Genomic DNA, 15303 nt, shown 5'->3' with positions numbered 1-15303 from the left:
CAAGTCATGCAGATCGGTGTGCCGGCCGAGATCAAGAACCACGAGTACCGAGTGGCGATCACCCCCGCGGGTGTCGCCGAGTTCGTCCGCCGCGGGCACTCCGTGCTGATCGAGGCGGGCGCGGGCAACGGTTCGGCCATCACCGACCAGGACTTCGTCGCCGCGGGCGCCGAGATCGCCCCCGACGCCGACACCGTGTGGCAGCGCGCCGACCTGCTCCTCAAGGTCAAGGAGCCGATCGCCGCCGAGTACCACCGCCTGCGCGCCGGCCAGGTCCTGTTCACCTACCTGCACCTGGCCGCCGACGCCGAAGGCACCAAGGCTCTGCTGGCCAGCGGCACCACCGCCATCGCGTACGAGACGGTGCAGCTCGCGGACGGCTCGCTGCCTCTGCTGGCCCCGATGAGCGAGGTCGCCGGGCGGCTCGCCCCGCAGGTGGGTGCGTACAGCCTCATGCGCAACTCGGGCGGGCGCGGTGTGCTCCCCGGTGGCGTCCCGGGCGTCGCCCCGGCCAAGGTGACCGTCATCGGCGGCGGCGTCTCCGGCGTCAACGCGGCGACGATCGCGCTGGGCATGGGCGCCGACGTGACCGTGCTCGACCTCAACATCGCCCGGCTGCGCCAGATCGACGCCCAGTTCAACGGCCGGGTGAAGACGCTGGTCTCGTCGTCCTACGCGATCGAGCAGTCGGTGATCGAGGCCGACATGGTGATCGGCGCGGTCCTCGTGCCCGGCGCGAAGGCCCCGACGCTGGTCTCCAACGAGCTCGTCAAGCGCATGAAGCCGGGCGCGGTGCTCGTCGACATCGCGATCGACCAGGGCGGCTGCTTCGAGGACTCACGCCCGACGACCCACGAGAACCCCGTCTACAAGGTGCACGAGTCGGTCTTCTACTGCGTGGCCAACATGCCGGGCGCCGTGCCCAACACCTCGACCTACGCCCTGACCAACGCCACCCTCCCGTACGCCCTTCGCCTGGCCGACCTGGGCTGGCGTTCGGCGCTGGCGGCCGACCCGGCGCTCGCGCTCGGGCTGAACGTGCACGACGGCGACCTGACGAACGAGTCGGTCGGGACGGCGCTGGGCCTGCCCTCGGTGCCGGTGGCATCCGTTCTCTGACCGTTTCCTGACGGCCGCCCGCGTTGTTCGCGCGGGCGGCCGTTCTTTGTTTACAGGTAGTGGCTGATCTGGGTGAGGTCGGCCGCGCTGAGACGGTCGGTGCTCGTGTTGCGGTGGTGCCAGAACGGGTAGCGCAGCGGCTCGCTGGTCGCGTCGTCGAGCGCCTTGACCTCGTCGGCGGACAGCTCGAGGTCGGCCGCGGCGAGGTTGTCGCGCAGTTGCTCGGGCGTGCGGGCACCGACGATCAGCGAGGTCACGCCCGGCTTCTGCGCGATGTAGGCCAGCGACACCTGCGCCGCCGACACCCCGTGCGACTCACCGATCTTCACGGCGAGCTCGATCGAGTCGTACAGCCGGTCCTCGTCGTGGATCGGCGGCTCGTTCCACTCCGACAGGTGCCGGCTGCCCTCGGGCGCCTGAACGCCGCGCCGGTACTTGCCCGACACGAGACCGCCCGCGAGGGGGCTCCACACCAGGATGCCGACCCCCTGGTCGACCGCGGCGGGCACGATCTCGGCCTCGATGTCCCGGTTGGCCAGCGAGTAGAACACCTGCGTGCTGGCGAACCGCTCGAGCTGCCGCGCGTCGGACACGCCGAGCGCCTTGACCATGTGCCAGGCGGCGTAGTTCGAGCACCCGATGTAACGGACCTTGCCGCTGCGCACGAGGTCGTCGAGCGCGGTCAGCGTCTCTTCGAGCGGCGTCTGGCCGTCCCACTCGTGCACCTGGTAGAGGTCGATGTAGTCGGTGCCGAGCCGCCGCAGGCTGGCCTCCGCCCCCCGGATGATGTGGTGCCGCGAGAGGCCGGCGTCGTTCTGCCCGTCCCCCATCGGCATCCGCACCTTGGTGGCGATCAGCACGTCATCACGGCTGTCACCGAGCGCCTCGCCCAGAATCTCCTCACTGAGCCCCGCCGAGTAGACATCAGCCGTGTCGATGAGGTTGACGCCGGCGTCGCGCGCGATAGCGATCTGCTCACGCGCCCCCGCCACGTCGATCTTCCCCACCGGCGACGCCCACCCGGTCCCGCCGAAGCCCATCGTGCCCAGGGTGAACGTCGAAACCCTCAGACCCGTACGGCCGAGTTGCCGGTACTGCATCGTCATTGCTTCTCCCTGACCATCGGCGAACGCTGAACCCAGCCTTCCCCGCCCAGCGTCGACTGTCCACCGGAACGCCCGGTCGCCCGCTGTGATCTCCGACGACGGTGAGGGCCGGCCGGCCGACTCGCCGGACCGGCCCTTCACCGGCGTCATGATTTACTTGCGCCGCGCCGGAATAGACATCTCGAACGCGAATTGCCGAAAGCGTTGCGCGGAGACGGCAAAGCCACTAGAAATTAATTCCGGCGACCACGGCGCACGAGCCCAAAAGGACGACGAGAATCAACATGGAGACCCAAGACCGCATGACGGAATTGGATCTACCCTCGGAAGATTGATCGCTCATCATTGCTGACGCCTCCCCAGCAGAGCCGAGCCCTGTCAGGGTGAGATCCCGCACTCGCCTCAAGTGGATTGTGACGGACGGCGACAATAGCGGGCTCGCAAATGCCAGCTGGCAATCAGCCATACAGCACTCAGCTGAATAGCACGGCGATTCCCCCGGGGAAGACACAGAATAGCTGATCGCGCCGGTGAAAGTCCGAGTCGAGATCCCGGGCCGGTGCCCTCGCGGACATGGTCAGGCACATCGGGCGCCGACGCTGACGCTCGCGCGCTCCTCGCGTCCGTTCACGCGGACGATCAGGGGGACGCAGAGCGGCTCGCGCACGGTGTAGCCGCCGGCGAAGGCCAGCCAGGGGTTGGCGCCCTGGCAGGCGGGGACGCTGATCGTGGTTCCCCGCGGGCCCGGGCTGCCCCAGCCGATGGTCGCCTTGCCCGCGGCCGCGGGAGCGACGGTCAGCGACACCGCGGTGCCGGCCCGCACGACCAGGCCCTGTTTGGCGAAGAGCCATCCGGGCTCGCCCGAGTCCTGCGGCTCCAGCACCCGGCTCGGCAGCGACACCGCGCCGAGGACGACCTGGGCGCCGTCCGCGGGTGCTTCCTCGCCGCCGATGACGTGCGCGCAGTCGACGGTGCCGGGCGGCGGCGACACTGTCGACCCGGAGGACGGGCCGGCCGGGCCGGAGGTCGGCGAGACGGGCGCGGGAACCGGGTCGGCTGTGCAGGCGGCCGCGAGGAGGAGCACGGCCACGAAAAGGGCGGGAAGGCGCATGTCTCCATGACACCGTCCCGCCCCCGAGGGTTCCGTCAGGCGGCCCTGCCCTCGTACAGGTCGAAGTAGGTCTTCTCCAACTCCGCCGCGTGGGTTCCGAGCCCGGCCGGGTCGACGGTGTCGTGGCCGATCCCCCACGCTCCGGGGATCGTGAAGCTGTTCGAGCGCAGCCCGTTCGCCGAGGCCAGCGACGACGTCACCGTGGCGGCGCGCGACAGGTCGACGAACGTGTCACCCGGCGTGGTCACCAGGCCGACCGACTTCAGCGACCCGGTGCGCGGCGAGTCGCTGAAGTCGCGGGCGATGCGCAGGTATTGCGACAGGGCGGCGTACGAGAAGCCGTGGCTGTTGAAGTGGTCCGGCAGCAACCGGCCGCCATAGAGCACGATCAGGGGCTTGACCTGCCACGACGGCGCCTGCGACGCGGCCGGCTGATAGAACGGCGACAGCGACAGCAGCCGCGCCACCGGCCGGTTCTCGGCCAGCCACGTGGCCAGCACCGCCCCGCCCGAGATGCCCACGATCCCGGCCTCGTCGCCGAGGGCCGAGACAAGATCAAGAGAGTCCGAGGCGTACGCGAGGAGCTCGTCGGCGTGCAGCCCGGCGTGCGCCTTCGGGTCCGTGACGCCGTGCCGGGGCGCACGAGGCACCAGCACGTTGTAACCCTGGTCGTAGTAGAGACGGGCCAATTCGTCGAACTGGGCGGGGCAGTCGGTGTAGCCGTGCAGCATCAGCACCGCCTTGGCTGTGCGTCCGGGGTGGACCAGAGCCCGCGTACGGCACCGCGCCGTCACCGCCGGGTCGGCCTCGTCCCGCGAGACCGCGTCGGCGACCCTTGCGCGGGCCTCGGCGAACCCGGCCGGGTGGGCGGCGCCCCGGTCGAGCCCGAGCGGCCAGGCATAGATCGCGCCGATCGCCAGCACGACGAGCACGACCAGCGCGCAGAGAACACGGACGAACCAGCGGAAGATCACGGAAGACCAAACGGACCCCGCGACCCGAGGTTCACCACCCGCGGCACCTGTCACGGCTCGCCGCGGGTCTCAGCTCGCCGCGGTCCCAGCTCGCCGCGGTCCCAGCTCGCCGCCGTCTCAACCCGCCGCCGTCTCAGCTCGCCGCCGTCTCAGCTCGCCGCCGTGCTCAGCTGGCCAGGCGGAACACCTCGGCGTGGCGCTGGCGGGCCGGCACTCTCAGCGTGCGCAGGCTGCGCAGCACCGCGTCGGTCATCGCCGCGGGCCCACAGACGTACACGTCTCGCTCGGTGATGTCGGGGACGAGCCCGCGCAGGTTCTCGGGGCTGAACGGCTGGTGGCCCTCGCTCGTGCGGCCGGTCAGCAGGTGCAGGCGCGCGCCCCGCAGCTGGGCCAGGTTGCGCAGCTCGCCGAGCAGCACCGCCTCGGCCGGCGTACGCACCCGGTAGAGCAGCACGAGGTCACCGGTGAGCGTGTTGTCCTCGAACAGCGCGCGGATCGGGGTCACGCCGATGCCGCCCGCGATCAGGACCGTGTCCTGGCGGGTGCGGCCGAGCGCGGTGAACGCGCCGTACGGCCCCTCGGCGAAGACCCGCGTGCCGACCGGCAGTTCGCGCAAGCCGGCACTGGTCGTACCGATCGCCTTGGCTGTCAGCCGCAGAGAGTGACCGTCGGGGGCAGCGGAGAGCGACCACGGGTTCACCTGCCACCACCGGTTGTAGCCGAGGAAGCGCCACAGGAAGAACTGTCCGGCGCGGGCCTGCAGCTTGTGCAGATCGCGGCCGGTGACGTGCACGGAGACAACGTCGTCGCTCTCGGCCACGACGGCGGCGACCCGAAGCCGGTGCCGGACGTTGCGCACCAGCGGCACGAGGAACCGGCCGGTCAGCAGCGCGCCGATCGCGAACGCCCACAGCCCCCACCAGTAGATCTGGGTCAGGTCGTTGGTCTTGAAGGCGCTGCCCTCGTACACCTGGTGGATCACGGCGAGCACGATCACGGCGTACACCAGCAGGTGGATGAAGTGCCAGGCCTCGTACGACAGTCTCTTGCGGGCCGCCCGCACCGAGGTCACCGCGATGATCGCGACGAGCCCGGCGGCGATCATGCCGAGCAGCACGGGCATCTGCTTGGCCAGGTTCGGGATCTCGCCGAAGAACGAGATCTTGTCGAGCTGGGAGTAGCCGAGCAGCACGAACGTCGGGTGCAGCAGGACCAGCCAGAAGATCGTGAAGCCGGTCCAGCGGTGCCAGGAGGTGAGCCGGTCCATGCCGAGGCGGCGATCGAGGAACGGCAGGCGGGCGATCAGCAGCAGTTGCAACGCCAGCACGAACGCGAGGTGCAGGCCCAGCACGCGGCCGACGGTGGTCAGCGTGTTGTGCGCCGGCGTCTTCGGGTTCGCGAGCATGAGCTCGATGATCACGAGGTTGAGCAGCAGGAAGACCCAGATCAAGACGTACGCCGCCCGTGCCTGACCGGAGCGGCGCACGTGCGGTGGGGTCGCGGTGAGCATCCGAACCTCCCGAGGCCGGCCCGACTGAGCCGATGATCGTTTGACCGTGCAATGACACATACGACGGGTGGAGCAACCTGGTTCACCTCAGTGTCCGCCAAATCACCGTACGTGTGGAGTGGCGCGCTCCGGTGATACTTGCCCGGGCGCCCGGCACGCGGGCGGAAGGGAGCAACAGGTAGTGACGCAGCCGGCACAGCCGACGGACGAGACCCAGCCGACCAGTTCGGCCCCTCGTGAGGCCCCCGACGACCCGACGGAGGCCCTTCCCGCCGCGGCTTCGTCCTCCCCGGGCACCGCCGACCCCGAACCGGCGCCTGCCGCGGAGTCTCCGACGGCCCCGTCCGGGGGTGAGGCGGCACCGCCTGACCCGAGTGCGGCGGCGGCTGAATCGGCACCCGCTACGGCTACTGCGCCTGCGCCCGGCACTCAGCCCGCGCCCGGCACTCAGCCCGCGCCCGGCACTCAGCCCGCGCCCGGCACTCAGCCCGCGCCCGGCACTCAGCCCGCGCCCGGCACTCAGCCCGCGCCCGGCACTCAGCCCGCGCCCGGCACTCAGCCCGCGCCCGGCACTCAGCCCGCGCCCGGCACTCAGCCCGCGCCCGGCACTCCGCGCGCCGCGGAGCCGCCTCAGCCCGGATCGAAAGCCGAGCCCGCCGGGGACCCCGATGTGACCGCGCCGATGACGGCGGTGCCGGCCCCGCGGGCCGAAGCCCAGCCCTCCGACCCGGACAGCACCACGGTCGTTCCTCCGACGGCGATGTCGATCGCGTTCCCGGCTCCGCCGCGCGCCCAGCCGCCCGCTCAGAAGGCCAGGCCCCAGACGCTCGGCGACCTCAAACGCCCGTCGGCCGCCCCCGCACGTCCCGCGCCGGACCCCGCCCGGCCGACGCCTGTTCCCGCTCAGCCATCCGGGCCGAAGGCAGTTCCCCCGGTCCAGGACCCGGACCGCACGACCGCCCTCCCGCCGCCGAACAGCGACCGCACCACCGCACTCCCGCCGGTCCCGCCGCAAGACAGCGACCGCACCACCGCACTCCCGCCGGTTCCCGGCCGGGATGCCGACCGGGCTGCCGACCGGGCGAAACCGGCCGCTTCGAGCCCGGCCGCTCCAGGCTCGGTGACGCTTCCCGCGCCGAGACCCGCACCGGCCGACCCGCCCAAGCTCGAGACGGCCGCCGGTCACCCCTCCAAGCCGGTCGCTCCCCCGCCCTCCGGGGCTGTTTACGGCGGAGCCCAGCGCACCGCGGGCCCGGGCCAGGACGGCAGCCCGGCCGGTTCGGTCTACGGCGCCGCGGCACCGCAGGCCGGCCAGGTTTACGGCGCCGTGCCCCCGAAAGCCGGCCCGCTCTACGGCAACGCCCCGCAGCAGACCAGCCCGGCCCGGAGCAGCGCACCCCAGCCGGCCCAGAGCAGTGCACCCCCGGCCGGTTCGACCTACGGCAGCGCGCCCCAGAAGCCCAGCTCGGTCTACGGCGGACCAGCCCAGCAGGGCAGCCCGGTCTATGGCGCGACGCCGCAGCCGGCGGGCTCGCCCGCGACCCAATACGGTCGTGCTCCGCAGCGGCGTAAGCGGCTGGTCGCCGTACTCGTCGGTGTGTTCTTGATCGTGGCGCTGCTCGGGACCGGCGCGACGGTGCAGCTCACGCGCGATCTGCCGCAGGCGACACTGGCCACGAACGTCGCCGCGACGATGCGCATCCCCGGCAAAGCGGTCACCCTGCCGTGGCCCGATCAGGGTTCGGCCGAGCTCATGGTCGAGGGTCTGGGCCGTCTCGGTGGCTCGGGCAGCACGGAGGCGGCGCCCATCGGCAGCGTCGCGAAGGTCATGACCGCGTACGTGATCCTGCGCGACCACCCTCTGCAAGGCGCCGAGGAGGGCCCGTCGCTGACCGTGACCGCCGCTGACGTGGCCGACTATCAGGCGCGCATCGCGAGCAACCAGTCCCTCGTGCCCGTCGCGGTCGGCGAGAAGCTCACCGAGCGCGACGCCATCGAGGCCCTGATGCTGCCCTCGGCCAACAACATCGCCCACCAGCTCGCGATCTGGGACGCCGGCTCGGAGAGCGCCTTCGTCGACAAGATGAACGCGGCCGCGGCCGAACTGGGCATGGCGGCCACGACCTACACCGACCCGAGCGGTTATCTGCCGACCACCGTCAGCACCGCCCCCGACCAGGTCAAACTCGCTCGCGCCGCACTCAAGATGGAGGTCTTCGCCGAGATCGTCGCGCTGCCCAGCGCCACCATCCCGGTCGCCGGCAAGATCCGGAACTACAACGACCTGCTCGGTGTGAACGGCGTCTTCGGCATCAAGACCGGCTCGACCGACGAGGCGGGCGGCTGCCTGCTCTTCTCGGCTTACCTGACCGTCGGCGGCCGCAAGCTGACCGTCATCGGCGCCGTCTTCAACCAGCCCGGCCTGCACACCCCCGAGCAGTTGCGCAACACCAACCGCGAGGTCCGCGCCCTGCTCAAGGCCGTCCGCCAGTCGGTCAAGCAGTACACCCTGCTCCCGGCCGACCCGGTGGGCGAGGTCAAGACGGCATGGGGCGCCACCAGCCCCGTACGCCCGGCGACCCCGCTCAAGGTCGTCGGCTGGCCCGGCCTGTCCGTCCCCGTCAAGGTCACCACCACCGCACCCGGCGCGACGGTGACGGCAGGTCAGCCCGTCGGCGTGGCAGAGGCCTCCGGCGTACGGGTAGACCTGCGAGCCGACACCGCAACCGAGGATCCGTCACTTTGGTGGCAGCTGACCCGTCGCCCGTAGGATCAGTAATGCCGCTGCGTGAGGGTTGAAAGGCGAGTGAACCTCTGCCAGCACGGTCGAAGGCCGTCCTGGGAGATCTTTTCGGGACAGGTGACGGCTCGGGCGAACATTGACGCTGGCGGCATGTTGCTAATGCCGCGTCTGGTGCTGGTTGACCAGGACTCGGCCCAGGACGAAGGTGACCGCGCCGGCCAGGACGACGGAGAGCAGGCCGACACGCAGGCTGGTCTGGTCGGCGATCAGGCCGACCAGGGGCGGGGAGAGCAGGAAGCCGCCGCGCAGCAGCCAGCTCACGATGGTCAGGCCGGTGCCGGGTGGCAGGCCGGGCAGTTCGTCGGCGGTGTGCATGGCCGCGGGGACCAGGGTGGCGACGCCGAGGCCGGCCAGGGCGAAGCCGGCCAGCGCGGTCGGCACCGACGGCAGCGCCAGCGCGAGTCCCATGCCGACGGCGGCGAGGGCACCCCCGGCGCGGACGACGGTGCGCTGGCCGAAACGGTCGACGACGCGGTCGCCCAGCAGGCGGCCGACGGTCATGGCGCCCTGCATGGCGACGACCGCCAGGCCCGCCGTCGCGGCACCCGCGAGCAGGTCCTCGGTGAAGAAGAGCGCACCCCAGGAGGCGCCCGCGTCCTCGACCAGGGCACCGGCGGCGGCGAGCACGCCGAGGGCGGCCAGCATCCGTACGATCGCGCCTGTGAAGAAGCGGCGTGGAGGCGACTCGGGAGCAGCGGCGGTGCGCTCGGCGTCCTCGGGGCCGGTCAGCAGGTATCGGTAGGCGATCAACGCGATGCCGCTGAACAGCACGGCCGAGATCGCCAGGTGGACGCCGAGCGGCAGTTTCAGGCCCGCGGCGGCCGCGCCCATGAGACCGCCCAGGACGGCGCCGATGCTCCACACGCCGTGCAGCGAGTTGAGGATCGAGCGGCCGTACAGGCGCTGGACCCGCAGGCCGTGCGCGTTCTGCGCGACGTCGACGACGGAGTCGAGCGCGCCGATCAGGAACAGCGCTCCGGCGAAGGCCACCCAGTGTGGCGTGAAGGGGATGGCCAGCGTCGCGATCGTGGTGAGAACGATGCCGTACGACGCCACGCGCGCCGAGCCGAGCCACCGGATCGCGGCCCCGGCGAGCAGGCCCGCCAGCAGCGCCCCGACCGGGTAGGCGGCCAGGGACGTGCCGAAGACGGCGTTGCTGACGCCCAGGTCGGCCTTGATCTGGGGATAGCGCGGAACGATGTTGAAGAAGACCGCGCCGTTCGTCAGGAACAGCGCGGCCACCGCCGCACGGGCTTTCCGCGGGGGCGCGTCCAGGAGCGTCATGCGTACGAGCGTACACACGATGTGTACGATCGTACATAGTGCCCGTCAACTATGTGCGAAGACACTGCGCACATCGGCGTCGGTGAGCTGACCGAAGTCGAGATACCACTGCCCGACCGCGCGGAAGGCCGCCGGCGCGCTGAGGCAGATCACCGTATCGGCGTAGCCGCTCAGCCCGTCGCGAGCCGACGGGGCACACACCGGCGCCGCGAAGACCAGCCGCCGCGGATGCCGCCCGGCCAGCCAGCGCAGCGCGGCCCGCGCCGTGACCCCGGTGGCCAGACCGTCGTCGACCACCACGACCTCGCGCCCGGTCGGGTCAGGGGCCGGGCGGTCGCCGCGGTACTCCCGCACCCGCCGCCGCAGTTCGGCCCGCTCGGCCGTCACGGTGTCGTCGAAGTCGCCGGCGGCGAGCCCGAGATGCTCCAGGCTGTCGTCGTCGAAGACCGGCGGCCCGTCCTCGGCGATCGCCCCGACCCCGAACTCCGGCCGTCCCGGTGCCCCGATCTTGCGAGCGAGCACCAGGTCGAGCTCGGCCCCGATACGGGCCGCGACCCGCACCGCGACCGGCACGCCGCCGCGCGGCAGGGCCAGCACCAGCGGGATCGGCCCGGGATGCTTGGGCACCTGAGCGGCCACCGCCTCGGCGAGCAGCCGCCCGGCCTCGTCCCGGTCGGCGAAGATCAGTTCAGATGGGTCGTGAACCACGTGCCCGCCTCCTCGGCGACCGTGTCGAGGGCGCCCGGCTCCTCGAACAGATGCGTGGCGCCCGCGACGATCCGCACCTCGGCGGTCACGGTCATGGCGTTGCGGGCCTGCTCGTTGAGGGTCAGAACGGGCCCGTCCTCGCTGCCGACCAGCAGCAGCGTCGGCGCCTCGACCTGTATGAGCGCGGGCCCGGCGAGGTCGGGCCGCCCGCCGCGCGACACCACCGCCCGTACGGGGAAGGGCCTTGCCGCCGCACAGACCAGCGCGGCGGCCGCCCCGGTGCTCGCGCCGAAGAGCCCGACCGGCAGGCGCCCGGTGCGGTCGTCCTCGGCCAGCCAGTCAGTCAGGCCGATGAGCCGGTCGGCGAGCAGCCCGACATCGAAACGAATGTCCCGGGTGCGGGCGTCCTTCAGTTCCTCGTCGGGCGTGAGCAGGTCGACCAGCAGCGTGCCGAGCCCGCGCCGGTTGAGCGCGCCGGCGACCAGGCGGTTACGCGGACTCAGCCGGGAACTGCCGCTGCCGTGGGCGAAGAGCACGACGCCGGTGGCCTCGTCGGGCAGCGTGAGCTCCCCGTCCAGCTCCAGACCCGCCGTCGGAAAACGCCGCTCGGTCGTGACGATGGCCATACGCAAAGGCGTACCCCGAAGGGCACGCCCTATACGTCCGATTTTACTCGCTCGTCGTCGTGCGCTTCGTCGTGCGCTTCGTCGCGGCCAGCACCAGGTTGAAGCCGGTGTCGGCGGCCACGACCGGGTCGGCGAACCCGGCGCCGGCGAGCAGGTCGAGCCGTTTGGCCGGGCCGCCCTGGGTGCCCAGCGCGTACGCCCCCGGCTGGCTCAACGAGCCCGGCGTGCACAGCGCGGTCGACGCGTTGTAGTTGGCCCGCGCGATCGGGTTGCCGATCACGCTGGTGAAGTCGTCGGCCGACCACGGTTCGACCGCCACCACCAGCCCGCCCTCGGTGAGCGAGTCGTAGGCGTCGCGCAGCGCGGCCGGCGGGTCGCCCAGGTCGTGCAGCGAGTCGAAGAACACGACCACGTCGAACGGCCCGTGCCCGGAGATGCCCGCCGCGTCCGCGACCAGGAACGACACGTCGGCGCCGGCCTCGATCCCGTTCGCCCGCGCCACCGCGATCGACGGCTCGTGGTCGTCGAACCCGGTCACGCTCGCCCGCGGCCACGTCTGGGCGATGAGCAGACTGGCCACGCCGTGCCCGCAGCCGACGTCGGCGACCCGCGCACCGTTCTGGAGCTTCTCGACCAGCCCCGGAACGGCCGGGAACCACGTCTGGGCGAGGTGGTTGACGTAGGCCGTACGGAAGAACCGCTCGATGCCGTGGTGCAGGCAGCCCGGCATGTCGGCGTAGGGCAGCCCGCCGTCGCCCCGGAAGGCCTGCTCGAGCCGGTCGATCGTCAGGAAGTACCCGGCGATGATCTCGGCACCCCCGATCATGTACGCCGGGGAATCGATCACGGACAGGGCGAGCGCGTGCTCGACGGGCAGTTCGAAGGTCTCGCCGTCGCTGGTCAGGTGACCCGAGACGGTCTGGGCGGTCAGCCACTCGGTCACCAGCCTCGGATGGAGCCCGGTGGTGGCCGCGAGTTTGGCCGCGGTCACCGGCCCCGTGCCGGTCAGCGCGCGGTAGAGACCGAGCCGGTCGCCGAGCACGGTCAGCGCGGTCGTGCCGGCCCCGGCGAAGTCGGAGAGGAGTCGTCCTGCGAAGGCCTCGACACGGGCCTCGTCGATCTGGGTGTCAGTCATGCCCTCGACTCTGCGGGCGCCCGCTTGCCACCCCCTTGCCCGTGGCTTGCCAGCAGCGTCAGCGCGTAGCCGGCCACGTCGTCGGGCTTCGGCGGCAGTTCGGCCGCGTCCAGCCGCAGCCGCGCCAGCCGGTCACGATCAAGACCCATGACCGCCGGCGCGTACGGGTCGTCGTCGGCCGCCGCCACGAGAAGCGCGGCCGCGGTCGCGTCGCCGAGGTCGCCCAGCAGCTCGGCCACCAGCCGCAGCATCGTCCAGAGCTGCGCCGTCATGCCCGCCGCCCGCACGCGCACAATCGTCTCGCGGCACGCCTCGATCGCCTCGTCGTGCCGCCCGGTGCGGATCAGCACCGCCGCGCGACCCACCCGCGCGATGTTCGCCGTGTAGCCCAGCCCCGCCCGCTCGGTGCGCCGCAGCGACTCGTCGTAGCAGGCCAGCGCCGCCTCGGGATCGCTGCCGGCGAGCAACTCCCCGCGCGTGAACGGCACGAACCCATCCATCGGGTCGGCGTTGAGATCTTCCGCGTACGTCTCCAGCCAGCGCAGCCCCGCGTCGGGATCCCCGCCGTAGGCGTCCATCAGGGCCGCGCAGCACAGCCCGGTCGCGCGCGTCCACCCCGCAGCGGTGAGGTCGTCCCGCAGTCTCAGCGCGTCTTCCCGTACGCGGTCGGCGCGGCCCTCGAACATCGAGTTGGAGATGCGCATCAGCAGCGCCGCCCCGCCCAGCGGATGGCCCGGTGGCAGCCGGTCGACAGCCGCGCTCAGCAGGCGGGCCGCCACGCCGAGCCGCCCGTTGAGCCACTCCCCCGTGCCGGCCGCCAGCGCCCGCAGCGCGTCGTCCTCGGTGTTCACGCTCGCCGGCGCGAAGCCGACGAGTTGCGCGGTCAGGCCGGGGTCGGGCGCGTCCGAGGCCGCGGTGGCGGTCCACGCCGCCAGTCGCGCGCCCCCGTTCCAGGCCAGGGCTGCCTGCAGGTTGGCCATCTCGCGGCGCAGGGCCGGAGTGGTGTGCGGGTTGCGGAAGCGCTGACGGCTCAGCAGGTCGGTGACGAAGGCGAGCATCCACCGGGCGTGCGCGTCTCGGGCCTCGCGCTCGTCGTCGGCGCTCAGGTGGGCGAGCCCGACGTGCCGCACGGTCTCGAGCAGCCGGTAGCGCGGGGGGCCGGCCGTGACGTCGCCCGTGATCAGCGAGGCGTCGACCAGCTCGGCCAGCAGGGCCTCGCCCGCGTCGAAATAGGGCAGCGCGTCGACGCCGAACCCGCCCCTGCACACGGAGAGCCGGTCGAGCAGCCGCTGGGCCGCCGGGTCGAGCAGCCGGTAGGACCACTCGACCGTCGCGGCCACCGCCGTCGCCCGGTCACCGCCCCGCGCCGGATCGAGCACCTGCAGCCCCGCGCTGAGGCGGTCGCGCAGATGGGCCAACCCGAACACCGCCTCGCGCCGCGCCGCCAGCTCGACCGCGAGGGGCAGCCCGTCGACCAGGCCGCAGACCTCGGCCGCCAGCTCGCGCGTGCGGGTGTCGCCCGCGAAGTCAGCACGCAGCAACGCGGCCCGGTCGCAGAACAGCGCAACCCGATCGTCTTCGGGCAGCGGGCCAAGCCGCAGCACCCGTTCGCCCGCGACTCCGAGCCGCTGCCGCGAGGTGGCGAGCACCCGCACGCGGGGACAGCGCAGCACGATCTCGTCGACCAGAGCCCGGACGGCGTCGAGCAGGTGTTCGCAGTTGTCGAGCACCAGCAGCGCGGGGGACCCGCCGAGCCGGTCGGCGATCGCGACCACTCCGCCCCGCGGCGCCGCCCGCAGCCCGAGCGCCCCGGCGACGGCCGCCGCGACGTCGTCGGGCACGGAGCGCTCGGCCAGCTCGACCAGCAGCTCGTCACCCGTGAGGATCTCGCTCACCAGCCGTGTCTTGCCCACGCCGCCCGGCCCGACCAGCGTGGTCACCCGTCCCTGGGCGAGCGCGGCGCGCAGGGCTGCCATCTCTTCGGTTCGCCCGAAGAACCGGTCGGCCCGGCGCCGCGGCGGTGGCGGCGCGTCCGAGCGCAGGCCCGGGTCGTCGGTCAGGATGCGTTGGCGCAGCTCGTCGAGGGCGGGCGACGGGTCGACGCCGTGCCCGTCGACGACGCGCTCGCGGAACGCACGGGCCGCCGCGAGCGCCTCGGCGGTGCGCCCGGTCTGGTGCAGGGCGCGCATGAGGAGCAGGCAGGCCCGCTCGCGCATCGGCTCGGCGGTGGCCAGCGCCTCGATCTCGGGCAGCGCCTCGGCCGCCTGGCCCGCCTCGAGCCGTTGCCCGAGGCACTCCTCACGCAGGTGGAGCCGCCACTCGGTGAGCCGCGCGACGTCGGGCGCGAACGCGAGCCGGTCGGCCACGTCGGCCAGCGGGTCGCCCCGCCAGACGGCGAGCGCCTCGGTGAGGATGGCCGCCGCCTCGGCCGGATGGCTGCCCTTGGCCGCCCCGGCCAGCCGCTCGACGCGGCCGGTGTCGACGGCCTCGGCCGGCAGGTCGAGACGGTAGCCGCCGGGCTCGCGTCGAATCGCCTCGCTGCCCGTGTGCCGCCGCAGCCGGGAGACATAACTGTGGAGGTTGCCCACCGCGTTGTCGGGCGGCTCGGCACCCCACAGTGTCTCGATCAGATCGCCGGTGGGCACCACCCGCCCCTCGGCGAGCGCGAGGCGGGCGAGCAGGACCCGCTGCGGCGCGCCGGACAGCGCGGCCGGGTGACCGTCGAGCCGCAGCTCGACCGGTCCCAGCAGACCCACCTCGACGTTCATGCTCACCATTCTGGCCAGCGGCTTCGCGGCGGAACAGTGCATTTTTCACAAGGTTTTCGTGAGTTTCTCACGGGTCCCGGGCCGGTCCGGGCGGGTAACTTTCTCGGCAGCGACCGACAAGCGGCAGCGACCGACAGCAGAAGCAACCGACAGCGAGGG

At 72.4% G+C, this 15303-nt stretch carries 11 protein-coding genes; 2 read left to right on the top strand and 9 right to left on the bottom strand.

Features of this window, described 5'->3' with window-relative positions; translation table 11 throughout:
• Window positions 1-6: 6 nt before the first annotated feature.
• Complete coding sequence (ald, locus tag EER30_RS39960) at window positions 7-1119, top strand: alanine dehydrogenase (RefSeq protein ID WP_127506897.1); 1113 nt, start codon at window positions 7-9, stop codon at window positions 1117-1119.
• 50 nt (window positions 1120-1169) lie between these two features.
• On the opposite strand, the gene EER30_RS39955 is transcribed toward ald, so the two are convergent.
• The 4 genes from EER30_RS39955 to EER30_RS39940 form a co-directional block, all read right to left on the bottom strand.
• Window positions 1170-2225 carry an aldo/keto reductase gene (locus EER30_RS39955; RefSeq protein WP_240670602.1) on the bottom strand — a complete coding sequence of 352 codons (1056 nt, stop codon included), beginning with the start codon at window positions 2223-2225 and terminating at the stop codon, window positions 1170-1172.
• Window positions 2226-2802: 577 nt separating this feature from the next.
• A complete protein-coding gene (locus EER30_RS39950; RefSeq protein WP_127506895.1) occupies window positions 2803-3336 on the bottom strand; it encodes a hypothetical protein in 534 nt (177 codons plus the stop codon).
• Between the two features lie 35 nt (window positions 3337-3371).
• The gene (locus EER30_RS39945) at window positions 3372-4310 is read right to left on the bottom strand and encodes an alpha/beta hydrolase (protein ID WP_127506893.1); all 939 of its coding nucleotides are present in this window, start codon (window positions 4308-4310) and stop codon (window positions 3372-3374) included.
• 166 nt (window positions 4311-4476) lie between these two features.
• A complete protein-coding gene (locus EER30_RS39940) occupies window positions 4477-5820 on the bottom strand; it encodes a ferredoxin reductase family protein (protein ID WP_127506891.1) in 1344 nt (447 codons plus the stop codon).
• Between the two features lie 670 nt (window positions 5821-6490).
• Here EER30_RS39940 and EER30_RS49095 point away from each other — a divergent pair.
• On the top strand, window positions 6491-8590 hold the full coding sequence (locus EER30_RS49095) for a D-alanyl-D-alanine carboxypeptidase family protein (RefSeq protein ID WP_240670601.1): 2100 nt from the start codon (window positions 6491-6493) through the stop codon (window positions 8588-8590).
• A 129-nt stretch (window positions 8591-8719) separates the two neighbouring features.
• Here EER30_RS49095 and EER30_RS39930 read toward each other — a convergent pair whose 3' ends face one another.
• The 5 genes from EER30_RS39930 to EER30_RS39910 are packed head-to-tail and all read right to left on the bottom strand — an operon-like array spanning window position 8720 to window position 15144.
• The gene (locus EER30_RS39930) at window positions 8720-9907 is read right to left on the bottom strand and encodes an MFS transporter (protein WP_127506889.1); all 1188 of its coding nucleotides are present in this window, start codon (window positions 9905-9907) and stop codon (window positions 8720-8722) included.
• Window positions 9908-9952: 45 nt separating this feature from the next.
• Window positions 9953-10615, bottom strand: a complete 663-nt coding sequence (locus tag EER30_RS39925) for a phosphoribosyltransferase (RefSeq protein ID WP_240670600.1) — start codon at window positions 10613-10615, stop codon at window positions 9953-9955.
• The gene (locus tag EER30_RS39920; RefSeq protein ID WP_127506887.1) at window positions 10591-11241 is read right to left on the bottom strand and encodes a dienelactone hydrolase family protein; all 651 of its coding nucleotides are present in this window, start codon (window positions 11239-11241) and stop codon (window positions 10591-10593) included. The genes EER30_RS39925 and EER30_RS39920 overlap by 25 nt, the downstream gene beginning before the upstream one ends.
• Window positions 11242-11284: 43 nt before the next feature.
• Window positions 11285-12376, bottom strand: a complete 1092-nt coding sequence (locus EER30_RS39915) for a class I SAM-dependent methyltransferase (RefSeq protein WP_127506885.1) — start codon at window positions 12374-12376, stop codon at window positions 11285-11287.
• Window positions 12373-15144 (bottom strand): ATP-binding protein, encoded by a 2772-nt coding sequence (locus tag EER30_RS39910; RefSeq protein WP_164842655.1) that lies wholly within the window; start codon window positions 15142-15144, stop codon window positions 12373-12375. Before EER30_RS39910 ends, EER30_RS39915 begins: the two co-directional genes overlap by 4 nt.
• Window positions 15145-15303 lie beyond the last annotated feature (159 nt).

The organism is Actinoplanes solisilvae, from assembly GCF_003999975.1.
GTDB classification, from domain to species: domain Bacteria; phylum Actinomycetota; class Actinomycetes; order Mycobacteriales; family Micromonosporaceae; genus Actinoplanes; species Actinoplanes solisilvae.
The sequence above is the reverse complement of the archived record's forward strand: the minus strand, read 5'-3'. Positions and strand labels throughout refer to the sequence as shown.